The organism is Streptomyces sp. NPDC045846 (assembly GCF_056431605.1).
Window position 1 is genome coordinate 126,189 of the sequence record NZ_JBWKKJ010000005.1, and the last position, 25,441, is coordinate 151,629.

At 69.4% G+C, this 25,441-nt stretch carries 27 protein-coding genes and 1 pseudogene; 17 read left to right on the forward strand and 11 right to left on the reverse strand.

The features are described 5' to 3' along the window. Positions 1-31: 31 nt before the first annotated feature. From AC07F3_RS15640 to AC07F3_RS15660, 5 genes are all read right to left on the reverse strand, one after another. Entirely contained in the window at positions 32-277 is a 246-nt protein-coding gene (locus tag AC07F3_RS15640; protein WP_479114284.1) for a hypothetical protein, read from the reverse strand. Between the two features lie 88 nt (positions 278-365). Further along, positions 366-662, reverse strand: a complete 297-nt coding sequence (locus tag AC07F3_RS15645; RefSeq protein WP_479114285.1) for a DUF3817 domain-containing protein — start codon at positions 660-662, stop codon at positions 366-368. Further along, complete coding sequence (locus tag AC07F3_RS15650) at positions 659-1,138, reverse strand: DUF2269 family protein (RefSeq protein WP_479114287.1); 480 nt, start codon at positions 1,136-1,138, stop codon at positions 659-661. The genes AC07F3_RS15645 and AC07F3_RS15650 overlap by 4 nt, the downstream gene beginning before the upstream one ends. A 1-nt stretch (position 1,139) precedes the next feature. Further along, a complete protein-coding gene (locus AC07F3_RS15655; protein ID WP_479114289.1) occupies positions 1,140-1,460 on the reverse strand; it encodes a hypothetical protein in 321 nt (106 codons plus the stop codon). A gap of 61 nt (positions 1,461-1,521) precedes the next feature. Next, positions 1,522-2,199 (reverse strand): DJ-1/PfpI family protein, encoded by a 678-nt coding sequence (locus AC07F3_RS15660; protein ID WP_479114291.1) that lies wholly within the window; start codon positions 2,197-2,199, stop codon positions 1,522-1,524. 209 nt (positions 2,200-2,408) lie between these two features. On the opposite strand from AC07F3_RS15660, the gene AC07F3_RS15665 reads away from it, so the two are divergent. From AC07F3_RS15665 to AC07F3_RS15685, 5 genes are all read left to right on the forward strand, one after another. Further along, entirely contained in the window at positions 2,409-3,347 is a 939-nt protein-coding gene (locus AC07F3_RS15665) for a GlxA family transcriptional regulator (RefSeq protein ID WP_479114293.1), read from the forward strand. A 269-nt stretch (positions 3,348-3,616) separates the two neighbouring features. Beyond that, entirely contained in the window at positions 3,617-4,423 is an 807-nt protein-coding gene (locus tag AC07F3_RS15670; protein ID WP_479114295.1) for a VOC family protein, read from the forward strand. Positions 4,424-4,672: 249 nt separating this feature from the next. Next, on the forward strand, positions 4,673-5,668 hold the full coding sequence (locus AC07F3_RS15675) for a phospholipase D-like domain-containing protein (RefSeq protein ID WP_479114297.1): 996 nt from the start codon (positions 4,673-4,675) through the stop codon (positions 5,666-5,668). A gap of 1,756 nt (positions 5,669-7,424) precedes the next feature. After that, complete coding sequence (locus AC07F3_RS15680) at positions 7,425-7,586, forward strand: hypothetical protein (RefSeq protein WP_479114299.1); 162 nt, start codon at positions 7,425-7,427, stop codon at positions 7,584-7,586. Positions 7,587-7,602: 16 nt separating this feature from the next. Beyond that, entirely contained in the window at positions 7,603-8,682 is a 1,080-nt protein-coding gene (locus tag AC07F3_RS15685; RefSeq protein WP_479114301.1) for a mechanosensitive ion channel family protein, read from the forward strand. A gap of 60 nt (positions 8,683-8,742) precedes the next feature. Here the strand turns inward: AC07F3_RS15685 and AC07F3_RS15690 are convergent, their stop codons facing one another. Continuing rightward, positions 8,743-9,753 (reverse strand): hypothetical protein, encoded by a 1,011-nt coding sequence (locus AC07F3_RS15690; RefSeq protein ID WP_479114930.1) that lies wholly within the window; start codon positions 9,751-9,753, stop codon positions 8,743-8,745. 116 nt (positions 9,754-9,869) lie between these two features. On the opposite strand from AC07F3_RS15690, the gene AC07F3_RS15695 reads away from it, so the two are divergent. Then, complete coding sequence (locus tag AC07F3_RS15695) at positions 9,870-10,526, forward strand: TetR/AcrR family transcriptional regulator (RefSeq protein WP_479114303.1); 657 nt, start codon at positions 9,870-9,872, stop codon at positions 10,524-10,526. A gap of 592 nt (positions 10,527-11,118) precedes the next feature. Then, on the forward strand, positions 11,119-12,204 hold the full coding sequence (locus AC07F3_RS15700; protein ID WP_479114305.1) for an ABC-2 transporter permease: 1,086 nt from the start codon (positions 11,119-11,121) through the stop codon (positions 12,202-12,204). A gap of 146 nt (positions 12,205-12,350) precedes the next feature. Here AC07F3_RS15700 and AC07F3_RS15705 read toward each other — a convergent pair whose 3' ends face one another. Further along, positions 12,351-12,857, reverse strand: coding sequence for an ArsI/CadI family heavy metal resistance metalloenzyme (locus tag AC07F3_RS15705; RefSeq protein WP_479114307.1), 507 nt, complete (start codon positions 12,855-12,857; stop codon positions 12,351-12,353). A gap of 89 nt (positions 12,858-12,946) precedes the next feature. Here AC07F3_RS15705 and AC07F3_RS15710 point away from each other — a divergent pair, with 89 nt between their 5' ends. From AC07F3_RS15710 to AC07F3_RS15725, 4 genes are read left to right on the forward strand one after another with little or no spacing between them, the layout of a single operon-like run. After that, on the forward strand, positions 12,947-13,324 hold the full coding sequence (locus tag AC07F3_RS15710; protein WP_479114309.1) for an ArsR/SmtB family transcription factor: 378 nt from the start codon (positions 12,947-12,949) through the stop codon (positions 13,322-13,324). Then, on the forward strand, positions 13,321-14,097 hold the full coding sequence (locus AC07F3_RS15715; RefSeq protein WP_479114311.1) for an aquaporin: 777 nt from the start codon (positions 13,321-13,323) through the stop codon (positions 14,095-14,097). Before AC07F3_RS15710 ends, AC07F3_RS15715 begins: the two co-directional genes overlap by 4 nt. Next, positions 14,094-14,513 carry an arsenate reductase ArsC gene (locus tag AC07F3_RS15720; RefSeq protein WP_479114313.1) on the forward strand — a complete coding sequence of 140 codons (420 nt, stop codon included), beginning with the start codon at positions 14,094-14,096 and terminating at the stop codon, positions 14,511-14,513. Before AC07F3_RS15715 ends, AC07F3_RS15720 begins: the two co-directional genes overlap by 4 nt. Positions 14,514-14,542: 29 nt before the next feature. Continuing rightward, a complete protein-coding gene (locus AC07F3_RS15725) occupies positions 14,543-15,016 on the forward strand; it encodes an N-acetyltransferase family protein (protein WP_479114932.1) in 474 nt (157 codons plus the stop codon). Between the two features lie 238 nt (positions 15,017-15,254). Here the strand turns inward: AC07F3_RS15725 and AC07F3_RS15730 are convergent, their stop codons facing one another. Then, on the reverse strand, positions 15,255-15,812 hold the full coding sequence (locus tag AC07F3_RS15730; RefSeq protein WP_479114315.1) for a hemerythrin domain-containing protein: 558 nt from the start codon (positions 15,810-15,812) through the stop codon (positions 15,255-15,257). Between the two features lie 184 nt (positions 15,813-15,996). On the opposite strand from AC07F3_RS15730, the pseudogene AC07F3_RS15735 reads away from it, so the two are divergent. Then, positions 15,997-16,243, forward strand: a pseudogene (locus AC07F3_RS15735) (CBS domain-containing protein); the annotation flags it as partial. 55 nt (positions 16,244-16,298) lie between these two features. Here AC07F3_RS15735 and AC07F3_RS15740 read toward each other — a convergent pair. Beyond that, positions 16,299-16,676, reverse strand: a complete 378-nt coding sequence (locus tag AC07F3_RS15740; RefSeq protein WP_479114317.1) for a MerR family transcriptional regulator — start codon at positions 16,674-16,676, stop codon at positions 16,299-16,301. Between the two features lie 116 nt (positions 16,677-16,792). Here AC07F3_RS15740 and AC07F3_RS15745 point away from each other — a divergent pair, with 116 nt between their 5' ends. Together AC07F3_RS15745 and AC07F3_RS15750 are read left to right on the forward strand one after the other, a co-directional pair. Further along, positions 16,793-17,866, forward strand: a complete 1,074-nt coding sequence (locus AC07F3_RS15745) for an alkene reductase (protein WP_479114319.1) — start codon at positions 16,793-16,795, stop codon at positions 17,864-17,866. A gap of 153 nt (positions 17,867-18,019) precedes the next feature. Then, positions 18,020-18,979 carry a hypothetical protein gene (locus AC07F3_RS15750; protein ID WP_479114321.1) on the forward strand — a complete coding sequence of 320 codons (960 nt, stop codon included), beginning with the start codon at positions 18,020-18,022 and terminating at the stop codon, positions 18,977-18,979. A gap of 67 nt (positions 18,980-19,046) precedes the next feature. On the opposite strand, the gene AC07F3_RS15755 is transcribed toward AC07F3_RS15750, so the two are convergent. After that, positions 19,047-19,583: a hypothetical protein gene (locus tag AC07F3_RS15755; protein WP_479114323.1), complete on the reverse strand. Its 537-nt coding sequence runs from the start codon at positions 19,581-19,583 to the stop codon at positions 19,047-19,049. Positions 19,584-20,094: 511 nt separating this feature from the next. Here AC07F3_RS15755 and gyrB point away from each other — a divergent pair. Both gyrB and AC07F3_RS15765 read left to right on the forward strand, forming a co-directional pair. Continuing rightward, on the forward strand, positions 20,095-22,125 hold the full coding sequence (gene gyrB, locus AC07F3_RS15760) for a DNA topoisomerase (ATP-hydrolyzing) subunit B (protein ID WP_479114325.1): 2,031 nt from the start codon (positions 20,095-20,097) through the stop codon (positions 22,123-22,125). A gap of 57 nt (positions 22,126-22,182) precedes the next feature. Then, positions 22,183-24,261: a DNA gyrase/topoisomerase IV subunit B gene (locus tag AC07F3_RS15765; protein WP_479114327.1), complete on the forward strand. Its 2,079-nt coding sequence runs from the start codon at positions 22,183-22,185 to the stop codon at positions 24,259-24,261. Between the two features lie 105 nt (positions 24,262-24,366). Here the strand turns inward: AC07F3_RS15765 and AC07F3_RS15770 are convergent, their stop codons facing one another. Next, positions 24,367-24,543 (reverse strand): DUF6381 family protein, encoded by a 177-nt coding sequence (locus AC07F3_RS15770; RefSeq protein ID WP_479114329.1) that lies wholly within the window; start codon positions 24,541-24,543, stop codon positions 24,367-24,369. A gap of 118 nt (positions 24,544-24,661) precedes the next feature. Here AC07F3_RS15770 and AC07F3_RS15775 point away from each other — a divergent pair, with 118 nt between their 5' ends. Continuing rightward, positions 24,662-25,390 (forward strand): nitroreductase, encoded by a 729-nt coding sequence (locus tag AC07F3_RS15775; RefSeq protein WP_479114331.1) that lies wholly within the window; start codon positions 24,662-24,664, stop codon positions 25,388-25,390. Positions 25,391-25,441: the final 51 nt, after the last annotated feature.

Consider the following 25,441-nt stretch of genomic DNA (forward strand, 5'->3'; position numbering starts at 1 on the left):
TGCGCGTTGGTGCCGGCGGACCGCATGCTGGTCAGTGCATCGGGAAGTACGACGAGAGGTCACAGGCGGCCTTGCCGTGGTTGGTGACCGTGATGACGTACTGGTCGGGGTCGTTGTCGAGTTCCTTCGCGCCGACCGCGATCTGATCGCTCGCGCACAGGTGCTTGTACGCGTAGGAGTCGCTGGTCGCCTCCTTGCCGCCACCGGTTCCGGTGTAACCCGTGGCAGCGGAGCCTCCTGTCGTGCAGGTACCGCTGCCTACCTCTGTACACGGCACTGGGGAGATCGAGGCTGCCTCGCCACCGTCACAACCCCTGAAGCCCTTGGGTGACCCGAACCGGAGACTCCGGTGCCAACTCGGGGCGCTACATGGACGGTTCGACGTCCTTGCCGTACCGGTCAACCGCCTCGGTACGCGATAGCCGACCGAGGGCGAGGAGACCGCCGATGCCGGGAATGACGGCCATGGCCTTGGCGGAAACGGGCGCGTCCTTGAGACGCCAGGTGGCGACCACCACGACCAGGTAGGCGCAGCCGTGGAGAGGGCCCGCCAGTGAGGAGACCGATGCGAGGTGCGCGGTGAACAGGTTGGTCAACAGGACGATCAGGGAAGTGAGTTCGACTTGTGCCGCGATGCGCAGCGGGCGAGGAAGCACGGTCACGCTCCTGTGGTGGAGCCGGGGCGGACGACCATCAGGACGGTCACCGTCGCCCACAGCAGATTGAAGAGGCCCGCCAACAGGGCAAGGCGTCTGGCGGAAGGCAGGGCGGGGGCGGGCTCCCGGCCGGGCGCCGGTGTCCGCACCGCGGAGAGAACGCTGTCCTGGGCGGGCAGGATCAGCAGCGCCAGGATCGCCGCCGCCGCGGCCGTCAGCACGATGGAAGTGATCAGCCAGCCACTGCCGAGGACACCGAGGCTGCTCGCCGTGGCGAATCCGAGGACGGGAACCGCCAGACCCACCGCCGCGTAGACACGGCAGATGCGGTGCAGCATCCGCAGCGTCGAGAGCGCCTCAAGGTCGTCCGGAGCGCCGTCCGCGCGCCGTAGCGCGGCGGGAAACAGGCTCGCGGCGACGGCCACCGGCCCGACGGCCAGAACGGCGGCCAGGACGTGCAGGGAGAGGAAGAGTTTCGTCACGTCAGCGCTCTCCGGCCGCCCGTACCGCCCTGCGCTCGCCCGTGACCTTGGACGCCGGGAGCCGCCCGGCCCGGGAGGTGCCCGTCAAGGTGTCTCCGGTGACCGTGACGGCGAAAGCGAGATTCAGGCGCACGGGCTTGGTGACGGTCTGCTTCCAGGTGAGCAGGTCGCCGTCGAGTGCGACATCCGTGAGAGGGACTTCCTCTCCCGTGCCGCGGGCGACTCCGGTCAGTGCGCCGTTCTGGCCGGCGATTTCGATGACGGCTGCGATCTTGCCAATGGGGGTGGCTACGGACAGGTCCCAAGTGCCTTCGACGAGCATGGTGTTGCCGACTCCTGACATAGCGGTACGGGGGGAAGGGGGACAGGGGAGTGGCGCGGGGTCAGAAGGCGGCGGGCACCGGGCCCCGCTCGCGCCAGACGGTGCCGCGGCGTTCATGGGCGAACAGGTCCTCGACGGCGTGGGCGATCCGCGGGCCCACTTCGCGCTCCAGCAGATACAGGGCTAGGTCCAGTCCAGAGGTGACACCGGCGCCGGTGACGAGGTCGCCGTCATCGACGACGCGGGCGTCGACCGCATGGGCGCCGGTGGCGTCCAGCATGTCCCGGCCCAGGTGATGGGTGGTGGCATGGCGGCCTTCCAGCAGTCCGGCCATGGCCAGTACGAGCGAGCCGCCGCACACCGTTGCGACCGTCACCTCGGGGTTGTCCATCGCGGCCTTCAGCAGCGCGGGCAGCCCGGTGGAGAGGGTGCGGCCCAGCAACACCGGGATGGACGCGTCCTGTTGTCCTTCTGAGGGATCGAGGACCTCGCCGGGTTCCCCGATGCGGCCCGCGGCGCCGGGGACGAGGACCAGCCCCGCACGCGCGGGGTCGAGCGTGCCCGTGGCGCGCAGTACGAGGCCCCCGGTGCCGCTGACCACTTCGCGCGGCCCCTCGGCGGAAACGAGCTCCACGCTCACCGCGCCGCCGGAGGCGATACCACCGGCGTGCAGGACCTCGTAGGGGGCGATGGCGTCGAGCGGATCGAAGCCGTCGAAGAGGACGATCTGGGCGTACATGAAGAGTTCCTCCGCGTGCGAGCGGCCCTGCCTGTGCCGGGCTCGCCCCTGACGCTAGGCGCCCGGCATTTCTCGGCCCAGTGGCATTAATGACACGCTTCAACGGATTATTGCCATGCGGCCCTGTCAGGCGTTTGACCTGGGCAGACAAGGACCTGGCAGCTCCTGGACGAGGGGCTGGTCGCCTGGCGGGGCGGTATCTTCTGGCCATGCACACTGTCGCTGTTCTGGCGCTGGACGGGGTGATCCCGTTCGACCTGTCGACCCCGATCGAAGTCTTCTCCCGTACTCGACTGCCGGACGGGCGCCCCGGATACCAGATCCGCGTATGCGCGGAGAAGCCGGAGATCGACACGGGGGTGTTCACCCTGCGCGCGCCCTGGGGCCTGGAGGGGCTCCAGGGCGCGGACACGATCATCGTGCCCGGCATCAACACCCCTACGGACCCGCTCGCCCCGGCCGTTCGCGAGGCGCTGCGCAGGGCGGCGGAGGCCGGTACGCGCATCGCCTCCGTCTGTGTGGGCACCTTCGCCCTGGCCGCCACGGGCCTCCTGGACGGCATGCGTGCCACCACGCACTGGGTGGCGGCCGACGCGCTGGCCGCCATCCATCCGGATATCACGGTCGATCCGGGGGTCCTGTACGTCGACAACGGTCAGTTCCTCACCTCCGCGGGCGCTGCCGCCGGTCTGGACCTGTGTCTGCACATGATCCGGAGCGATTACGGCTCGGCCGTCGCCGCCGACGCCGCCCGGATGTCCGTCATGCCCCTGGAACGGGAGGGTGGGCAGGCGCAGTTCATCGTCCGCGACCACGCGCCCACACCGCGCGGCTCCCTCCTCGAACCCGTGCTCAACTGGTTGCAGGACAACCTGGGTGCCGAGCTCACGCTCGCCGACATCGCCGCCCAGGCCGGAACCAGCACCCGGACGCTGATACGCCGCTTCCGCGAACAGACCGGCACGACCCCGCTCCAGTGGCTTCATCGGGCCCGGATCCGACAGGCCCAGCACCTCCTCGAAACCACTCAGCACTCCGTCGAGCGCATCGGCTCCCAGGTCGGCTTCGGCTCACCGACCGCCTTCCGGGACCGCTTCAAACGCACGACGGGAGTCAGCCCGCACGCCTACCGACGATCGTTCAGCTGAACCGGGGTGGAAGGATCTCGACTCCCCTTCATGCTCGGTGGGGGTGCTTGTGGCGTGCGAGGGGGCGCGGACCTGGGCCGGGCGCGCCCGGCGCACGGGGAGGCCGGCCACCGTCGGACGCGCGGCCGCGAGCCCGGATCCCTCCTGGTGCACACGACCCGGACCAGTGCTTGACTGGCTTCGACGTCACAGCAGGGGATGGATCACGGGCCGAGCTTCTTCGCACGCCGCACCGGGACCCCCGCTCGATCAGTCCATGGAGGCTGCTCATGCCCACAGTCACCGGTCCGTACGCACCTGGGACCCCTTGCTGGGTCGATCTGATGGTCCCCGACCAGGAAGCGGCCCTCGATTTCTACCGTGATCTCTTCGGCTGGCAGGGAGAGGTCGGAGCGCCCGAGACCGGGGGTTACGCGGTCTGCACGCTGAAGGGCCAACCGGTCGCCGGGATCATGGCCGCGATGAACCCGGACGGCAGCAAGCCGGACCCGATGCCGCCGACGGTGTGGACCACGTACCTCGCGACGGCCGACCTGGCGGCGACGGAGAAGAAGTGTGCCGCCAATGGCGGCCAGGTGATGGTGCCGGGCATGGACGTGATGACGCTCGGCAGCATGGCCGTCATGAGTGACCCGACCGGGGCCGTCTTCGGCCTCTGGCAGGCCAAGGACTTCCGCGGCGCCGGCATCGTGAACGAGCCCGGCGCGTTCATCTGGAGCGAACTCAACACCGCGGACACGGATGTCGCCGCGTCCTTCTACTCCAACACGCTGGGCCTCACCGCCGCGCCGTTCGAGGGCGGGGGCGGTTACCTCGCGCTGAGCGCGGAGGGCAGGACCGTGGGCGGCATGCAGGCACTCTCCGCACTCGACGGCCTCCCGCCGGGCACGCCCTCGCACTGGCTGACGTACTTCTCGGTCGATGACACCGACAGTACGGTCGACGCGTTGATCAGGGCGGGTGGCAACATCCTCAAGGCGCCGTTCGACATGATGGCGGGCCGGATGGCCGTCGTGCAGGACCCGCAGGGCGGCGTGTTCGCAGTCATCAACGCGACGAGCCCCGAGTCGGCCTGACCCGCGCGCTTCAACCGTCGGCTTCTGACTGACCGCCGCCGTGCCCCACAGAGGTGGGGCACGGCGGCGGTCTGCGTGGTGAGCAGCTGAGCGCGGGGGAGTCTCGGCGCGCGCCATCGAAAAGGCATTGTCGTGGCTATGCCAAAAGTTAACCTCCGCTGTCTACCCGCGTAAACCCCGGCGGTCGCACCATGGGGTCCTGCACACGCCCTGGACCACCAACTACGGTGCACACAGACGGAGTTCGGCATGCCGCTGCCTCATTCTGCCCGCCGGGCCGCCCTCTCGGCGGGCGCCCTGCTGCTGTCCTCGATGGTCGCCTTGGCCGCCCCGGGCGCCGCCCGGGCCGCGACTGCCGCCAACCCTCTGGTCTTCCCCGACCAGAACCACACCGCCGTGTACGACTTCATCAACTCGGCCACCAAATCGGTGGACATGACCATGTACGAACTGCGTGACACCAGCGCCGTCAACGCCCTGGTGAGCCGCAAGAAGGCCGGAGTGCGAGTCCGTGTCATCCTCGACGCCCAGCACACGTCCGTGAACGGAGCGGCCTACCGAGCCCTCCAATCCGCAGGTGTCGGGGTGGTGTACTCGTCGCCCGATTACGTCTACACCCACCAGAAGACCATCACCGTGGACGGCACCCAATCGCTCATCCTCACGGGAAACCTGGACTCGACGTACTACGCGAGCAGCCGGGACTACGGAGTCTTCGACACCGACGCCGCCGATGTGGCTGCCATAGAGGGGACCTTCAGCGCGGACTACACCCACAGCGCGATCACTCCCTCGGACGGCGACCACCTCGTCTGGTCACCCACCGACTCGCAGACGCGCCTGCTGGACCTGATCAACGGCGCTCAGCACTCCCTGGACCTGGAGCAGCTGGAGTTCGGTGACCAAACGCTCGTCGACGCCGTGGTGGCGGCCGAGAACCGAGGCGTCGCCGTCCGGGTGGTCGGCATGAACCCCGACAGTTACGGCAGCTACTTCGACCAGGTGACGCAGGCCGGTGGCGCGGTCGTCACCTTTTCCTCCACTACCGGCCTCTACATCCACGCCAAGGCGATCGTCGCCGACTACGGCACCCCGACGGCCAAGGTCTTCGCCGGTTCGGAGAACTTCTCCGACAACTCGCTCAGCAACAACCGCGAACTCGGCCTGATCGTCAACAGCCCCGACGTCCTCAACGGCATCGAAGCGCCGTTCGCCACCGACTTCGCCAATGGAACGCCGTACTGAGCAGGCGCTCCCGCAACGTCATGGAAGCGCATGCCGAGGGCGTCCGACCAGCGGCGGGGCGCATCCGACCGCGGGAGCCACGGCCGCCCGGGGCCGCGGGCTCGGAGGGGGTTGGGTCAGGGGCATCGGCTGAAGGAAGCCGCCAAACGGTGGGAACGGTCCGCTTCCGGGGGTAACGAGGGTGTTGTCGTTCCGGGCTTGGGTCCGGCCGACCGCCTCGCCGTCGGACGCGAGGAAATCTATCCTGGCCGAGGTAGACATTGGGTTGTGACGTCACTATGGTTTCTCTTGTCATCGAGGTCTGACAAGGCCCGGCAGAGACGAACTGCCGGGCAGCAGGAACCGCGTTCGCAGCACGGTGCGGTGGTGGAGTTCCGAAGCCAGAGAGGTTGCAGGACGGCGACGGGGCTGACGACCGGACCGGGTGGCCCGCAGTGTCGAGGGGCCGCCACGAGGAGTACCGCTGTTGGGCGGTGGTCTTCGGTTGGTGCGGTTCGCGGTTCGCGGTACGGCAGTACCAGCAGTTCGCAGTTCCCGTTTTGGCAAGTGATTGGTTCAGAGGGAAGAACGGAGGAGTTGGACGCCATCAGGATCGCCCGGACCAGCAGAGATCGGTCCGGGTACCGCAGGACATCGATAGCGAGGTGGTCTCCGGTCACGCATCCGCGATCCCCGCAGTCCCGCCACTGTTCAGGCCGGACTCGCGGAAAGAGAAGGTCGGCGCACTATGACGGCCGACCGATGGTGTAGCAGTTCCTTCGGGGCCCTGGTGTCATCCGGCGCCAGGGCCCCTCGACGCGTCCGGCCGTTCGCTTACGTGTCCCGTCCGTGGGGTTGGAGCAGGCAGGGCGCCTGAAGTCTTCGTGGTGCGGGCTCGCGTTCGGCCGGTCGTCCCCCAACGCCCGTGCGGGTGGCGCCCATTGTCGCAGGTTGTCGCGGCGCCCACCCGAGCGACCGCAGGCCATGGGCTTCCCAGAACCTCGAACGTCCCCGGTGGTCGCGCTTCCCCGCCGCGAGCACCCGGTCTCTGTCCTTCGCCCGCTCATCGCTCCCGACTGGGAACGCATCGACGGGTTCTGTGAGGGGGGTCGCACCGGCTACGGCGGCGAGGATACCGACCTCGCCTTGAGCGCGCGGCGTTGGGCGACGGCTGGAGGTGGTCAGTCCTCGCCTCGTACGAAGTTTTCGTCGGGACCGTCGTTCGGGCGGGGTTCGGAGCCGCTCTCCGCCACGGGTGGGAGACAGGTGCGTATGCCCTTGTTCCGGGAGCGCTGGGCTTTCGCCCAACCGGTCTCAGCCACTTTCAGGGCCCTGTGCTCGGCCGTACGCGTGATCACGGCGCCTCATCTTCTCTCTGCTGTGGGGATACCTGGCTCGGTAGACCACACCGCCGGACGGCCGACCGTCGGCGGCGCGCGAGCCGGGTTCCCGCCGCCGTCTCCCCGAAACGCCCGGCGCGCGTGCTCGGCTCCCCCGCGTTGTTCCCGTGCGGCGGCCCGGCCCGAGAGTCCGATGGTGAGGAGAAGTCCACTGGTCCAGATGAGCGTGGCCACGACGTTGGCGCGCGTGGATTCGCTGATTGCCCGAACGTTGAGCAGGGCCAGCGCCGCGAGGAAGAGGACTGCGAACAGCCTGGGCGACGTCTTGGCCCTGCTGGGTCTGGAGCGACGTATGACGGGTATGCGCCTTCCGGGCGCACCCCGCGGACGCACTGCGGGCTGTCCCCGTGCGGGTACGACGGCGAAAGGAGCCGGCCATGCGGGACGCCCCGTCCCGGGCGGAAGGCGAGCGCCGGGACGACAGCGAAGAACAGCACAAGGCGTGGGGCGGCGAGCAGGGGACGGCCCGAAGGCTGCGCGTGTGTACGGCAGTTCAGCGCATGACGGCGGCCGCTCCAGCACCCGTCGACGAACGCTGAGGAAGGAAAGGTGTGCATGGAGATCGTGTTGCGTCCACTGTTGGTGTCCGGAAGCGTCATCCTCGCAACCTTCGCCGTGGGGTGGGCGGCAGACTTCGCGCTGCGCCAGATCGCCTCCCGGCATCCGGCGGTCCTCCTGTGGCCACGCCTGCGCCGCTGCCGCGTCCCTTTGCAAGTCGCCGCCTGTACCGCCCTGTTGCTGAGCAGCTACAGGACCGCGGGGGTGGGCCGGGGGCATCACGCCGGTATCGATCGAGCCCTGACCCTGTTGTTGATCGCTTCCGTGGGCTGGCTGATCGTGCGCATCGCCGGGGCGATCGTCGAGTCCGGATACGCTCACTACGCGTCGGTGTCGCACGATGCGGCCCGTGTACGCAGGGTGCAGACGCAGGTCACGCTCATCCAGCGGGTGGTGATCGCCGTCGTGGCGGCGGTCACGGGCGCCGTCATGCTGATGCAGTTCCGGGCGATGCAGACACTGGGCACCTCGGTGCTCGCCTCGGCGGGCGTGATCGCGGCGGTGGCCGGTATCGCCGCGCAGTCCACGCTCGGCAACCTCTTCGCGGGACTGCAGATCGCCTTCGGCGACATGGTCCGGCTCGGCGACACCGTGGTGGTCGAGGGGGAGTGGGGGACGGTCGAGGAGATAACGCTGACCTATCTGGTGGTCAGGACGTGGGACGAGCGCCGCATCACCATGCCGGTCTCGTACTTCACCAACCGTCCCTTCCAGAACTGGTCCCGCGGCGGCGCCCAGATGACCGGCACCGTCTACTTCCACCTGGACCATGCCACGCCGGTCACTCTGCTGCGCCAGGAACTGCACCGGGTGCTGAAGAACTGCGACGCGTGGGACGGACGGGCGTGGAACCTCGTGGTCACGGACACCACGCCCACCACGATCCAGGTCCGGGCCCTGGTCACGGCCCGCGACGCCGACGACCTGTGGACCGTGCGCTGTGTCGTCCGGGAGAAGCTGATCGGCTGGTTGCAGGAGCAGCACCCGTACGCGCTCCCGAAGATCAGCCACACACCGGCGCCACCCGAACCGGCGGACGCCCCGGAGCCGTTGCCCGACCGTGCCGCACGCCGCTGACGTGTCCGTTCCGGGAGGAGTCCGCCGCCCGGGGCCGAGGCCGCGGTCGCCGTGGGCCTGTCAGCTCCGATACCGCTGGGCCACGGCCGCGAAGGCGGCCTTGGGTTCCCACTCCATCTCGGGATAGGTCTGCCCCCGGCGCCCTTCGAGGAGTTTGACGATGCCCAGACCGGCCCGGTCGAGGTCGTCCCTCGGGTCGCCGTCCGGACGGTGCGGGTAGCCGGGCAGCGAGAACAAGAACACGAACGCGCTGTCCACGCCCTCGGTCTCGAAGATGTCCAGCAGTTCGCTGAGATAGGCGGCCTGGCCCGACTCGTCACGTTCGTATACGCCGTTCAGGCGCGCGGGGGCCTTGGTTTCGGGGTCGTATTCGACCACCTCCAGGACCCGCCCTCCGCGGTCTCCGGCGCCACGGTAGGCCGCGGTGCCGAACCCGGTGATGGCGAGCGGCTTGGGGCCCTGGGCCAGGGTGCGCACCGCCTCGCGGAACCGGTCCGCGACCTCGGCGGAGCGGATCAGTTCGAATGTCGCGAAGTCGAAAGGCGTCCAGTCGACTTGCTCGAACTGGATGGACGCGTAGGTGAGTCTGCCCTGGAAACTGGTGCGGATCACGGCCGCGGCATCGCGGAGGAAGGCGTTGACGCGGTCGCCGAGTCGGCGCATTTCGTCGGCCCGGCGCTCGGGTCGGCCCATCAGCTGCTCGACCCGCTCCTCGGGGCTCCCTCCGGTCAAAAACCCGCGGTTCATCACGCTCAGCTCGACCCCGGCGACGAAGACGACCGAGGCGCCGTGCTGCCGGAGCCGTTCCGCCCGCTCGGCGCAGTCCCGGAAGAGCGTGAGGATCTGCTGCTGATCCAGCTCCAGCGGATAGGGCGAGAACCAGACCTCCAGGCCGAGTTCCGCTGCGGCTTCCGCGGCCAGCTCCAGTCGGTCCGGGTCGCCGCCGATGATCTGGACGGCGTTGCAGTGCAGGTCGTCGCGGATGATCGCGAGTTCGCGCCGGACCACCCCCGGGTCGAAGTGCTCGCGGGATGTCCGACCGTGCAGGACGAATCCGGTGTCGTACGTCATTCCTCTGGCGCGCATGGCGGGGTCCTCTCCCTCGGTCTCGGTCCGGTCGAGACTGGCAGGAAAAGTACGTGCACGCAAGATTGCGCCCACGCAGTTCTGTGTGGAACGCTGAGACCGTGACGACACCACCAGCGGGACTGCGGGAGCGGAAGAAGCGGGCCACACGCGCGGCCCTGCGCGAGGCGGCGCTGCGCCTGGCCCTGGAGCGCGGGCCGGACCGGGTGCGGGTCGAGGACATCGCGGAGGCGGCCGGGGTCTCGCCCCGCACCTACAACAACTACTTCGCCAGCCGCGAGCAGGCCATCGTCTCCGCTGTCACCGCGGACCGGGAGGCGCGGATCGCGGCGGCGGTCGCGGCCCGGCCCGCGGGAGTGCGTCTCGCCGACGCCGTCACCGACGCGGTGGTCCAGCAGTACACGAACACCGGCGAGCAGGACCCCGCGGCGCTGCTGCTGATCGTCACCCGGACCGCGCTGCGCGACGCGTTCCTCGATACCACCGCAGGCATCGAGCCCCCTCTCACCGAGGCGATCGCCGAACGCCTGGCTGATCCCGGAGTGCACACCGCCCGTGTGCTCGCCGCGAGCGTGGCCGCGGCGGTGCGCATCGCGTTGGAAAGCTGGCTCCGTCCGGCAGGGAGCGCGGAGGCCGGAGCCGGCCTGGCGGGCGGCGGATTCGTCGTGCCCTCCGGCTCTCTGCCCGACCAACTCCGCTCGGCGCTGGCCCCGCTCGCGCCCGCCTTCGACGCCGCTGAGCGCCGTAACCGGGGGTGAGGCCCGGCTTGGGTGTCGGTCGGGGCGGGCGGTCGGACGTCAAGCGCGGGAACAGGCCGTCGCCGAGTGCGCTGTTCCCCGAGCCGTTGTGGCCGCAGTGTCCGAGCGAGGAACAAGGCTGTGCTGCCCGCAGGCGCCGGGTGTGCTCCGCCTGCGTGGCTGACCGGTGGCCGCCTGGGAAGGGTTGCAAGCGGCCGTGCGTACGCCGTGCAGCGGTACGTGCGATCACTTTCCGGTAACCGCTCGATGATGCCGGAGGAGGCGCCGACCGCGCTTGCCCGGGAGTTTGTTCCGCGGATCAGGGCCGGCCTCGGCCGGTATTCGGGTGGTGAGGGCTGCGATAGGTCGGGCAAATTCGGGCAATGATGCTTATATCGGAATTCTGGTTTCTTTCTCGGATAACTCGGTAGCGGCGTGACCGGGGAAGCGGAGAGGGGGAACGGACTTGCCGATCGCCGTGATACGAGTGCCCCCCCGAGCGAGCCCGCTTCCGGGACCACTGGCCCTGTGCGCAGGGCCGAAGGTCCTGAGATGGGTCATGGCGCACGGGGAAGGCGCACGGAAAACGTCCCAAGCCCCGGAGTAGCCGCCCATGCCCCTGGAAGACGACGACGTCAGCACACCGCACGGCGCGCACGCCAGGAAGCGCGGAGTGGCCGGGGCATGGGCCGATTTCCGGGACTCCCCGTTCCTGCCGGCGGTCGTGCTGGTCTTCATCCTGGCCGCTGCCGCCGGTCTGTTCGCGGGGTCCTACACGTATGCCATGGCCAATCCGACGCCGCGGCACATTCCCACCGCTCTGGTCGCGGCGCCCGACTCGGCCGACGCGAAGAAATTCGTGGCGGGAATGGACCAGGCGCTCAACACCTCTCTCGCCCTGCGGCCGTACGAGAACGAGCGCGCGGCCCGGCGGGCCATGGAGGAGCAGACCGTCTTCGCGGTGCTCGACGTCCGCCCCGACGGCGTGCGCATGGAGGTGGCGGGCGCGGCCGGTGCCTCCGTGGCTCAGGTGCTCACGCAGGCCGCGCCCCAGGTGGCCAAGGCGATCGGCGTGCCGGTGACGATCACGGACGTCAAACCGCTCCAGCAGGGCGACCCGCGTGGCCTGGCGCTGTTCTACATCTCGCTGGCCGCCGTGGTGCTGGGCTTCGTCGGGTCCATTCAGCTCAGCGTGCACGCCCGGAGCCTGAATCCGCTGGAGCGGATCGCGTTCACGGTGGCCTATTCGCTGCTCGGCGGGTTCACCATTGCCGCCGTGGTCGACTGGGGACTCGGCGCGGTGAGCCTGCCGTTCTTCGAGTCCTGGTTGATCCTCGCTTTCACGATGTTCACGTCCGGGATGGTGTTCACCATGTTCAACACCCTCATCGGGCGCTGGGCGATGCTGCCCACGTGGGGTCTCATGGTCCTGCTCGGCAACCCCTCGTCGGGCGGCGCGGTGTCCTGGCCGTTGCTGCCGTCGGTGCTCGGCCACGTCGGGCGCTGGCTGCCACCGGGTGCGTCGGTGAACGCGCAGCACACCGCCGTGTACTTCTCGGACGCTCAGCACGCCTTCCCGTTCCTCGTGCTGGCCGGATGGTCCCTGCTGTCCTGCGCGGTGTTCTGGTTCTGGCGCCACCGCCACCCGGGAGGCCGTGATCGACGCCCCCCGGCGCACGGGGCAGCGGCCGCCGCCTGACGCTGAAGAGGGGCAGCCGCGACAGCACGGCGAGCGCCGGAGGGCACAGCGCCTCGCGATGTGGCGCGTGGAGGCCGGGGCAGCGATCGTCTTCCCTGTTGGACCGGCGGGTTGAAGCGGATCGAGCCGGGCTGGACACGTTCAGCTCAGCTGGCGCAGCCGCACCCGGAGGCGGCCTTCGCCTCCGCCGGGCTCTGCTCGGGATCGAGGGCCTGCTCCGCGGGAGTGCAGCAGGCGGTGGTGCCGCAGCAGGCGTCCGGGGCGGCGTCATCCTTCTCCAGGGTGTCGGCGTCGGCCTTGACCACGTACACCTCCCACGGCTCCTTGCCCGGACCGGTCACCCACACCTTGTCCTGCAGCGCGTAGCAGCAGGAGGTGTCGTTCTCCTCGAACGTGGCCAGGCCCGATTCCTTCAGCCGGGTCGTGGCGGCACTGACGTCCTCGGTACTGGCGACCTCGACACCGAGATGGTCCAGGCGGGTCTCCTCGCCCGCATCGCCCTCGATGAGGACCAGCTTCAGCGGGGGCTCGGTGATCGCGAAGTTGGCGTAGCCCTCGCGCCGCTTGGCGGGCTCGGCGCCGAACAGCCTTGAGTAGAAGGCGATCGAGCCTTCCAGGTCGGCGACGCGCAGGGCGAGCTGGACTCGGGACATGGCGGTCTCCCATCCGGGACGACGCTGTATCGACGGCTGTCGATACAGCCGAGGTTGTCAGCTGGATAGACATCCGTCAACATAGAAGAATGTCGAAACAAGCTGATCTGCCGGTGCTCGGCCAGGACGGGGCGTGCTGCGCCCCGATGGTCCGCGAACCGCTGGGCGAGGTGGAGGCGGCCGAGCTGTCGCGGATGTTCAAGGCCCTGGCCGACCCGGTCCGGCTGCGGCTGCTGTCCCTGATCGCCTCCCACGAGGGCGGGGAGGCGTGCGTGTGCGACCTGGTCGGCCCGTTCGACGTCTCCCAGCCGACCATCTCCCACCACCTGAAGGTGCTGCGCGAGGCCGGGCTGGTCGGCTCCGAGCGGCGGGGGACCTGGGTGTACTACTGGGTGCTTCCCGAGGCCCTGGCCAAGCTGTCCGCTCTCCTTGAAACCCCCGCCGTGCCCGCGAAGGCGTCCGCGTGAGCGCGCCGGCGCCGCTGGCGCGGCGGGCGGCGGCCGAGGCCGTCGGCACCGCGGCGCTGGTGGCGGTGGTGGTCGGCTCCGGCATCCAGGCGACCGAGCTGAGCCGCGACGTCGGCGTACAGCTGCTGGCCAACTCGCTGGCGACCGTCTTCGGCCTGGGCGTGCTCATCGCCCTGCTCGGCTCGGTCTCCGGGGCGCACTTCAACCCCGTCGTGACGCTGGCCGCCTGGTTCACCGGGCGCCGCGACGGCGACGGGCCGAGCCCCCTGGAGGTGGCCGTGTACGTGCCCGCGCAGATCGCCGGGGCGATCTGCGGCGCGGTCCTCGCCGACGCCATGTTCGGCCGACCGCTGGTGCAGTGGTCGACGCACGACCGCTCCGCCGGGCACCTATGGCTGGGCGAAGTGGTCGCCACCGCGGGACTGGTCTGGCTGATCTTCGGTCTGGCGCGCGTCGGCCGCGCGCACCTGGCACCGGTCGCCGTCGCCTCCTACATCGGCGCCGCCTACTGGTTCACCTCCTCCACCAGCTTCGCCAATCCGGCGGTGACGATCGGCCGGGCGTTCACCGACACCTTCGCCGGCATCGCCCCCGCCTCCGTGGCTCCGTTCCTCGCCGCCCAGCTCGTCGGCGCCGTCGGCGGTCCGGTCCTGGTCGCCGTCACCTTCGGCCGTCCAACACCCGTGACCGGGGACGAGGTTGTCGTCCCGCACGGCGAGCAGCGGCTCGCCGCGCCCGCCCGCCCCGCAGAAGAAAGCGCCGTGTCCTCATGAGCACTCCCGCCGCCCCGTCCGTGCTGTTCGTCTGCGTGCACAACGCCGGGCGCTCCCAGATGGCCGCCGCCTTCCTCACTCACCTCGCGGGCGACCGGGTCCAGGTCCGCTCCGCCGGCTCCGCCCCCGCCGACGCCGTGAACCCCGCCGTGGTGGAGGCCATGAAGGAGAGCGGCATCGACATCTCCGCGGAGACCCCGAAGGTCCTCACCGTCGAGGCGGTGCAGGCCTCCGACGTGGTCATCACGATGGGCTGCGGGGACGCCTGCCCCTACTTCCCGGGCAAGCGCTACCTGGACTGGAAGCTGGACGACCCCGCCGGACAGGGAGTCCAGGCCGTCCGGCCGATCCGCGACGAGATCGAGCGGCGTATCCGCGTCCTGCTCACCGAACTCGGCATCGAGCCGAAGCGGTGAGCACGACCATCGGCGTACGCGTCGCGGCGATGCAGCCCAAGCACGCCTCTGCTGTGCTCTCGATCTACCAACTCGGCATCGACGAGCACAACGCCACCTTCGAGACCGCGGCTCCGACCTGGGAGGTCTTCGACGCGGCCAAGCTGTGCGAGCACCGCCTCGTGGCCCTGGACGACGCCGACCAGGTGGTGGGATGGGCAGCGGTGGTGCCGGTGTCCGACCGGTGCGCGTACGCCGGGGTCGTCGAGCACTCCGTCTACGTCCATCCCGGCGCCCGCGGCCGCGGTGTCGGCTCGGCCCTCCTGACGGCCCTGATCGACTCCACCGAGACCGCGGGCATCTGGACGATCCAGTCCGGCATCTTCCCCGAGAACAGCGCGAGCCTGGCCCTGCACGAGCGGGCCGGGTTCCGCGTCATCGGCACCCGCGAGCGCATCGGCCGGCACGACGGCCAGTGGCGCGACGTGGTCCTGGTCGAACGCCGCAGCCCGGTCGTCGGCTGAACTGCCGGGCGGACTGCCTCACTTCAACACCCTTGCCCCGCGCCCTGGCGCCCTGCTGCTTGCGGACGTCGCCCCGGGCGACAGCGACCGCGGTGTCGGTGCCGCCGAAGCGGAGATCGACGAGGTCGAGGATGAGCCGGGTGCCCTTGAGGAAGCCGTCGAACAGCGCCTGGTGGGCGCGGTCGATCGCGTGGGCTCCGCGGTAGCCCCCACCCCTCACCGGGTCGGTGGTGAACGGCTACTTGCCGCGGCCGGTGACGAAGTCGCGGGCCCGGTCGACCAGGCCGACGCCCGGCGCCAGAAGCTTGTTGGCGGGGGGAGTGCTCGGGGTGCTGGGGTGAGGGCGGGTCGGGGCAAGCTTCTTCGCGGTGCGGACCTTGTCTCCCAGCTCTTCCAGATCGCTCGGGTTGCAGACGGTGCGAAGCCGGGCGAAGAGGACGGTCTCCTCTTCCTTGATGTGAGCTTCCACCTCGGTGCGGAGCTTGACGATGACATGGTTGAACTCGGGGTCGTCGGCGCTGAGCCCCTCCAGGGTCTTCAGGAGCTCTTCCACCCGTCCGTGATCGGCGATCTCCTTGTCGGCCAGGGCGTCACCGCCCGGCAGGTACTGGCGCACGGCGGGGTACAGATGCTGCTCTTCGGCCACCGAGTGCCGGACGAGCTCGATGGTGAGCTGGTCAGCCAGCTGCTTGCGCTCGCTGCTGGCCGGAGGGGCTTTCTCGATCTGCGCGAAGAACTCGTGGACTTCCTGGTGATCCGTGCTCAGTTCGTTGATGACATCTCCGCCGTGGCCCATGGCTCCCCTTTTCCGCACGTGCCGACCGCTCTGGCCGACCACGGCAACGGGTTCCCGACGACGGAGGCCGCTAACGGTCCGCGCGTCGAGTTGGGCCGGACGAGACGGGGCCGTCGGATCGATGTGCGGGGGAGGTCGTTGTGCGGCTGGGGCAAAGGGCACCCATCCAGTGCCCGGGTTCAGCCGCAGCAGCCTGGTGAAGGTCCTGGGAGCGGGCAGGGGCCCAGCCTCCGTCAAGGCGGGCGACCTCGCTCAGGGTGAGGCCGTCACCATCGGAGCCGACGACGACGCCGACGAGATCCTGCGCACCGTGACCGAGCACAAGGTGCGTCGGCTGCCCGTCATCGACGGACACGCACTGGCGGATGTCGCCCGCGCCCTGCCCGACCCCCAAGGTCGGCGACCTTCTGCGAGCCCTGTCGGCCGACTGACACTGCGCGGCCCATGCGAGCGGCACCCGTAGGGGACGGAGCCCGGGCCCACCGGTCAGACGGTCGAGGGCGCTCCCAGCTGTTCCCGGTACGCTCGGGCGCCGGCCATCACCTCGTCGAGTGCGTCCCTGGTACGCAGGAGTTCGGCGATGTGAGTGGAGAGCCGTTCGCGCTCCACAGCCATCCGTTCCAACGCCGAGTCGGAGTTCTCCTCGCTGGGGGCCTCGACACACGGCAACAGCTCCGCGATGGTCCGGCTGGACAGGCCCGCGGCGTACAACCGCTGGATGAACGCGACCCGTTCGACCTCGTCGTTCGTGTAGTGCCGCTGCCCGCTGGGGCTGCGGGTGCTGGTGAGCAGCCCCTGCTCCTCGTAGTACCGCACGGACCGGACACTGACTCCGGCCCGTGACGCGAGCTCCCCGATGCGCACAGAGCCTCCCCGATGTGTTCCGCGCCACAGGCACTTGCCTCTGACGTCAATGTCAGGTTTTAGCGTAACTGCCGTACCCGAAGGGCGGGTACGGCGGATCGCGAAGGAGTCCTGACGTGACGACCCTCTTCACCAGCTACCAACTCGGCGGCCTCACGCTGCCCAACCGGGTGGTCATGGCGCCGATGACCCGGGTCCGGGCCGCCGTCGGTGGTCTTGCGACGCCGTCGATGGCCACCTACTACGCCCAGCGGGCCACCGCCGGGCTCATAGTGAGCGAGGGTGTGCAGCCCAGCTTGATCGGGCAGTCCAACCCGGGCACACCGGGCCTGCACACCGACGAGCAGGTGGAATCGTGGCGCCCCGTCACCGCGGCCGTCCACGCCAACGGCGGACGGATCTTCGCCCAGATCATGCACGGCGGCCGTGTCTCCCATCCCGACACCACCGGTCTGCAACCGGTCGGGCCCTCCGCGGTGGCCGCCGTCGGCGATGTGTTCACCCCCACCGGACCCCAACCCGCTCCGATGCCACGCGCGCTGGAGACCGCCGAAGTGCCTGAGCACGCGCAGTCTTACGCCCAGGCCGCCCGCCGCGCGGTCGACGCGGGCTTCGACGGAGTGGAACTGCACGGCGCGAACGGCTACCTCATCTCGCAGTTCCTCTCGTCCAACGCCAACCTGCGGACCGACCGCTACGGGGGTCCGATCACCAACCGCATCAGGTTCGCCGTCGAGGCGGTCTCCGCCACCGTCCGGGCCGTCGGCGGCGCCAGGACCGGAATCCGGCTCTCACCAGGTGCGACGTTCTGGGGAGTCGAGGAAACCGATGTCCGCGAGCTCTACACCGCGCTGCTCACCGAACTGGCCCCGCTCGGGCTTGCGTACGTTCACCTGGAGGCGACGGCCGACGAAGAGACACTCGTGGCCCTGCGCCGGGCCTGGCCGGGGACCCTCATCATGAACCCCGCGCTCCCCATGGGCCCCAAGCAGGTCGGGCGGGACGACGCCGACCACTGGCTCGGTCTGGGAGCCGAACTCATCAGCTTCGGCCGCGCCTTCATCTCCAACCCCGACCTGGTCGAGCGCCTGCGGTCCGGCCTTCCGATCGCCCCTGTCGATGAGGCCACGTACTACCAGGGAGGTGACTCCGGCTACCTGACCTACTCGGCCCACCAGTACGCGGCTTGACACCAAGGGGGCGGGGGGCCGCAGGGTGGAGGGGGAGTCCGCCCAGCGGGGGAGCGGGGTGCGTCCCGGGGCTGATGTGGAGGGGTGCCTGGCGCCGAAGGATGGGTCTCAACGGAGGGAGACCTGGTGGAGCGTTGGGATCGCGTCGGGCGCATGGCGGCGTATGGGGCCGCGGCGGCCCTCGTGCCGTATCTGGTGATCAAGGTGTCATGGGTGGTCGGTTCACTTCTGGGGCTGCTGCCGGTCGGGCGGGGGTTCAGCCTCGGCGGTTGGCTGGTCCTCAACACCGTGACGATCGGGATGGCGGCGGCGGGAATCATGCTCGGGCTGGCGCTGGTGCGACCGTGGGGGATGCGGATCCCGGGCCGACTGGTGGTCCTCGTCGCGTGGATCGGCTCGGGGTTCTTGGTGTCGATGCTGCCGTTCGTGGTCGTCAGCGCACTCCTCGACTCCGGGACGGGCGGCCCCGCCGACTCGGGCACGTCGGGGGGCGACGCCGCGATGCCGGGCTGGGAGTCGGTGCTCCTCCAGTGCAGCTTCACAGGGACCGGGATCGCGCTGGCCGTCGCGCTTCCCGCCTATCTGTGGCGGCGCTGGCCCCAGGCGCTGCGCCGGCCGGAGCGGCCCCGCGTCCGCGCATCCTCGCCACCGTCCTGGCCCGTGGTGACCAGCACCGTGACGGGCGCGGTCTGGCTCTACTGGGCGGCCGGTGGCTCGCTGGGCATCGCGCACGGCGACGGGCGGGCGGCCGACTGGCAGGTGCTCGTCGGAGTCGGCGGATGCTGGGCATTTGTCGCGTCCGCCGCCGTCCTGGCTCTCGTCCGCCGATCGTCAAGGCTGCCGTATCCGCTTCTGCTCGGGCTGGCGTGGCTGGGGTCTGGCTCGATGTTTGCGTGGAGCGGCTGGAGACTGCCGGCCACCATGTATGTGGCGCTGGTACACCCGTCCGGCATCGCCTACCCCGAGAACGTCGCGATGGCCGTGGCCCTGCACCTCACGGCGGTGCTGACGGGGGCGGCCATCATGCGGACACTGATACGCGGCGACCGTACCCGGGTGCGCAGGCCCGGCAGCGCGCGGCGGACCCCTGCCCCCTGGTGGACGGCGGGGTAGGGCGCGCGACACGGGCGATGGCCCCGCCCCGGGGCGTCGTTACTGGCGGGTCGGGAGAGGCCGGAGTTCAGCCCTCTTCTGCCCGGGACAGCGCCTCGGTGATCAGACGGGTGGCGAAGTCCGGGTCGTCGGTGAGGCGGTTGATGTGCTCCGCGAGCAGGAAGGCGGTGGCTTCGAGAGGAGTCAGTTCCTCCTTGGTCCAGTCTCCGTACTGTTTGCGCCACAGGTTGGGGCTCAGTCCGGTGCCCGCGGCGACGAGCAGGCCGGCCATGGTGGGGATGGCTTCGGGGCGGGCGCTCTTGGGCATCATGCGCATCGCGGCCACGAGGTTGGGCACCACGTACTCGATGACGTCCTTGCCGTGATCCTCGTACGCCGCCCGCAGCCACTGCATGAACATGTAGATGAGCGTGCACGCGCCGTCCACCAGGTCATCAGCGCCCCGGGGTCCCAGAGAGGCCATGTACTGGGCGATCAGCGCCTGTTGGTCCGGATCGGTCCCCTTCTTGCCCTCGCGGATCTGCTTGAGCCGGGAGTCGATCACCATGAGCGCTCCCCCCACGTCTCCGGCGGGAGCATGCTGCGGATCACAGGGTGACGGCACGGGATTCCTCCTCATGTGACCGCGGCGGGAATCGCGGTACCCCGGCACGCTAGACCGTGCGCGAGGCGGGTGTCCGGCAAATCCCGGCGCCTGCCCCCTTGGAGGGATCCTCCGCATGGGTGGGAGCACCGAACGACCGCGGGCGGAGGCCAGGGAGGGGTGTAGGACACGCGCTGCGGGAGGTTGAAAAATTGTCGGTCGAGCCCGCTCCTGAGACACCCGCAGAACGGCCGTGAGGCCATCCTGGGCCGGATTGGGCGGATCCAGGTGGGGGGATTAATGAGAGCGCGAGTTCGGGCGCCAGGGGCCGTTCCAGCGGTCTTCTCGCCCTGGTCCTCATTTCATCCTTGGGTAGAGTTCAAGCGTGTCCCGGTCGCGTGGGTGGTCCGGGGCCTGGCCTGGCAGGCGGGCTTTCGGCTGTCCGTCTGCGGCTCCTCAATCGCCAGTGACCCATCGCTGCCGTACGCGTAAGCGGCAGCGATGTTCGTCGTGCCCGAAAGCGAGTGTTGCCTTGAGTGAATCCGGTGTTCCGGCCGGCGTCGAAACCCTCGATCCCCTTCGGGACGAGCAGCCCTCTGGTTCCTACGACGCACGCGACATCACTGTCTTGGACGGCTTGGACGCGGTCCGCAGGCGTCCGGGCATGTACATCGGCTCGACCGGTGAGCGGGGCCTGCACCACATGGTGCAGGAGATCGTGGACAACTCCGTCGACGAGGCCCTGGCCGGCGTCGCGGACCGGATCGACGTGACGATCCTGGCCGACGGCGGTGTGCGGGTCGTCGACAACGGCCGTGGCATTCCGGTCGGCCTGCACCCCGCCACAGGGCGGCCGGCGATCGAGGTCGTCCTGACCGTGCTGCACGCGGGCGGCAAGTTCGGGGGTGGGGGGTACGCCGTCTCGGGCGGTCTGCACGGGGTGGGCCTGTCGGTGGTCAATGCCCTGTCGACGAGGCTGACGGCAGAGGTGCGCGCCGACGGTTACCGGTGGAGCCAGAGTTATGAACACGGGCTGCCGAGCGGTCCACTGGTCCGGCACGAGGAGTCCTCGCAAACCGGCACGTCCATCACGTTCTGGGCGGACGGCGACATCTTCGAGACCACCGACTACTCCTTCGAGACGCTCTCGCGGCGTTTCCAGGAGATGGCCTTCCTGAACAAGGGCCTGACCCTGACCCTGGTCGATGAGCGGACGGCCGCGCCAACGGGCCCGGCCGGGGCGGCCGTTGAGGAGAGCCCGGCACCCAGGGCGGTCGAATACCGCTATGACGGCGGCATCGTCGACTTCGTGGCGTACCTCAACGCGCGCAAGGGCGAGCCCGTGCACCCCACCGTCATCGACATCGAGGCCGAGGACGCCGGGCGGCTGCTGTCGGTGGAGATCGCCCTGCAGTGGAACGGTCAGTACAGCGAGAGCGTGTACTCCTACGCGAACGCGATCCACACCCATGACGGCGGAACCCACGAGGAGGGATTCCGGACCGCTCTCACCACGATCGTCAACCGCTACGGGCGCGAGAAGCGGCTGCTGCGGGAGAAGGACGACAATCTTTCCGGCGAGGACATCCGCGAAGGTCTGACGGCGATCATCTCGGTGAAGCTGGGCGAGCCGCAGTTCGAGGGCCAGACGAAGACCAAGCTCGGCAACACGGAGGCCAAGACCTTCGTTCAGCGCGTGGTGCACGAGCATCTGTCGGACTGGTTCGACCGGCATCCGGTCGAGGCGGCCGACATCGTGCGCAAGGCCATCTCCGCCGCGACCGCACGCGTCGCGGCCCGCAAGGCGCGTGATCTGACGCGTCGCAAGGGGCTGCTGGAGTCGGCGTCGCTGCCCGGCAAGCTGTCCGACTGCCAGTCCAAAGACCCCGCCAAATGCGAGATCTTCATCGTCGAGGGGGACTCCGCCGGGGGCAGCGCCAAGTCCGGCCGCGACCCCGAGTTCCAGGCCATCCTGCCGATCCGCGGCAAGATCCTGAACGTCGAGAAGGCACGGATGGACAAGATCCTCCAGAACACCGAGATCCAGGCCCTCATCTCCGGGTTCGGGACCGGTGTGCACGAGGAGTTCGACATCGGGAAGCTCCGCTATCACAAGATCATTCTGATGGCGGACGCCGATGTCGACGGCCAGCACATCAGCACCCTGCTGCTGACGTTCCTGTTCCGTTTCATGCGCCCCCTCATCGAGGGAGGTCATGTCTACCTGTCCCGCCCTCCCCTCTACAAGATCAAGTGGAGCCGGGACGACTTCGAGTACGCCTACTCCGACCGCGAGCGCGACGTGTTGGTGGCAGCCGGGCGTGAGGCCGGCAAGCGGGTCAAGGAGGACTCGATCCAGCGGTTCAAGGGCCTGGGCGAGATGAACGCGGAGGAACTGCGCGTCACCACCATGGACGCCGACCACCGGGTCCTTGGCCGGGTCACCCTTGATGACGCGGCCCTCGCCGACGACCTCTTCTCCGTGCTCATGGGCGAGGACGTCGAAGCCCGGCGCTCCTTCATCCAGCGCAACGCCAAGGACGTCCGCTTCCTCGACATCTGACGCAGTCCGCCACCACCGGGCCGCCGCGGCGGCCCCATTCCCCCAGGAGTCATGCGCGTGAGAACGTCACCCCGCCACGAGGGCACCGAGAACTACACCGCCCGCCATCTCATGGTCCTGGAGGGCCTGGAGGCCGTCCGCAAACGGCCCGGGATGTACATCGGGTCCACGGACAGCCGCGGCCTGATGCACTGCCTCTGGGAGATCATCGACAACTCCGTCGACGAGGCCCTGGCAGGCCACGGCGACCGGATCGAAGTCACCCTGCACGACGACGAATCCATCGAAGTCACCGACCGGGGCCGCGGCATCCCGGTCGACATCGAACCGCGCACCGGCCTGTCCGGAGTCGAGGTCGCCTACACCAGACTGCACGCCGGCGGGAAGTTCGGTGGCGGGTCCTACGCGGCGTCCGGTGGTCTGCACGGTGTGGGCGCCTCCGTGGTGAACGCGCTGTCGGCCCGCCTCGACATGGAGGTCGACCGGCACGGCCACACCCACGCGATCAGCTTCCGCCGCGGCACCCCCGGCACCTTCACCGGCGATGTGTTCACCCCGGCGTCGGGGCTGCGCCGGACCGCGAAGACGCCTGTGGCCAGGACCGGGACCCGGGTGAGGTTCTGGCCGGATCGCCAGATCTTCCTGAAGGATGCGAGGTTGTCGCTGGAGACGTTGTATCAGCGGGCGCGGCAGACGGCTTTTCTGGTGCCGGGTCTGACGATCGTGGTGCGGGACGAGCGGGGTCTGGAGGGGGAGGGCAAGACCGAGGAGACGTTCCGTTTCGACGGGGGGATCAGTGAGTTCTGCGAGTATCTGGCGCAGGACAAGGCGGTCAGTGATGTGGTGCGGCTGTCGGGGTCGGGGACGTTCAAGGAGACGGTGCCGGTTCTGGACGAGCGCGGGCACATGACGCCGACGGAGGTGACCCGGGAGCTGGGCGTGGACATCGCGCTGCGCTGGGGGACGGGGTATGACACCACGCTCAGGTCGTTCGTGAACATCATCGCCACGCCCAAGGGCGGTACGCATGTGAGCGGGTTCGAGCGGTCGGTGACGCGGACGGTCAATGAGGTGCTGCGGTCGGCGAAGCTGTTGCGGGTGGCCGAGGACGATGTGGTCAAGGACGATGCGCTGGAGGGGCTCACGGCGGTGGTCACGGTGCGTCTGGCGGAGCCGCAGTTCGAGGGCCAGACCAAGGAGGTGCTGGGTACCTCGGCGGCGAACCGGATCGTGGCGAATGTGGTGGCGCGGGAGCTGAAGGAGTTCTTGACGTCGACGAAGCGTGATGCGAAGGCGCAGGCCAGGGCTGTTCTCGACAAGATTGTCGCGGCGGCGCGGACGCGGATCGCGGCGCGGCAGCACAAGGAGGCCCAGCGCCGCAAGACGGCTCTGGAGTCGTCGTCGCTGCCGGCGAAGCTGGCGGACTGCCGCAGTGACGACGTGGAGCGCAGTGAGCTGTTCATCGTGGAGGGCGACTCCGCGCTGGGCACGGCCAAGCTGGCCCGCAATTCCGAGTTCCAGGCGCTGCTGCCGATCCGCGGCAAGATCCTCAACGTTCAGAAGGCGTCCGTGTCGGACATGCTGAAGAACGCCGAGTGCGGCGCGATCATCCAGGTCATAGGGGCAGGTTCGGGCCGTACCTTCGATCTCGATGCCGCCCGCTACGGCAAGATCGTCCTGCTGGTCGACGCCGACGTGGACGGCGCGCACATCCGTATTCTGCTGCTGACCCTCTTCCAGCGCTACATGCGCCCGATGGTCGAGGCGGGCCGGGTCTTCGCCGCCGTGCCCCCGCTGCACCGCATCGAACTCGTCCAGCCCAAAAAGGGCCAGGACAAGTACGTCTACACCTACTCCGACAACGAACTGCGCACCACGCTGCTGGAGTTCCAGCGCAAGGGCGTGCGGTACAAGGACGCCATCCAGCGGTACAAGGGCCTGGGCGAGATGGACGCCGACCAGCTGGCCGAGACGACCATGGACCCCCGCTTCCGTACCCTGCGCCGGATCAACATCGGTGACCTGGAGGCCTCCGAGCAGGTCTTCGACCTCCTGATGGGCAACGAAGTCGCGCCCCGCAAGGAGTTCATCACCAGCTCCGCCGCCACCCTGGACCGCTCACGCATCGACGCGTGACGCTCACCGGCGTCCTGTCCTGCGCTGCCGGGCCCGGTCCGTGCCGGGGGCGAAGGGGTCGGTTTCTCACGCTAAGTCCGGCAGGTGCGGCCGGGCGTGGGCCCGTCAGTCACCGTCGGAGTTGTGGCGACGCTCGTTCTCCTCTCGGAGATGGCGGGCCTTGTCCTGGAAGACCTGCCGTATTTCGGGGTCTTGGGCGCGCAGGGCGGCGGCGTCGAGCTCCTTCACCTGGGCAAGCACGTGTTCGGCGCTGCGGTCTCCGAGTCCGTCCGTGGTGCTCATGGCTACTCCAGGGGGCATCGGGGGAGGGGTTCCCTCAGCGAACCAGGCGGACGGATGTGGTGCACGTTGAGCGACTACTGGCGGTGACGGCCATGTCCGAGGCGAGAGGAGGAGTGGCGTGGATGTGTACAAAGCCGTGGGCAGTCGCCGGGCGGTGCGGGCGTTCAGCGATGAGCCGGTGCCCAAGGGCGTACTCGAACGCGTACTGGCGGCAGCGGCGCGGGCTCCGTCGAGTGGGAACCTCCAGCCGTGGCAGGTGTACGTCGTGGCCGGAGAGCCCCTGGCCGAGCTGAAGAAGCGTGCGAGGGCCAGGGCGCTGGCGCGGGACCCGGGTGACGAGCGGCAGTACCCGATGTATCCGGCCGAAATGACCTCACCGTACAAGGACCGCTTTTCCGCCGCGGCAGCCCAGCGGTACGACGCGCTGGGGATCGAACGCGACGACCCCGACCGGCCGATGAAGATCGCTGCCCTGAACTCGGAGGCGTTCGGAGCGCCGGTCGTGCTGTTCTGCTACCTCGACCGGTCGATGGGGCCCGGACAGTGGACGGATGCGGGGATGTACCTGCAAACGGTCATGCTGCTGCTGCGAGCCGAAGGGCTGCACAGCTGCCCCCAGGTCATGTGGACGATGTTTCGCGAGACGGTCAGCCGGACGGTCGGAGCCGACGACGGCCTGACGTTGGTCTGCGGCGTCGCGGTGGGATTCGAGAAGCAGGGCGTACCACGGGTGCGCACCGCGCGGGCGGACATGGCGGAAACGGTGAGGTTCATCGGGCTGGAGGATCCGGTGCCCCGCTCGACTCGCGCCCAGCCGACGTCGGCACCGGACACGCGTTGGCCCTGACGCCGATGGGAGGGCGGCGTCAGGGCCGATGAACACGAACCGCCAGGAGGC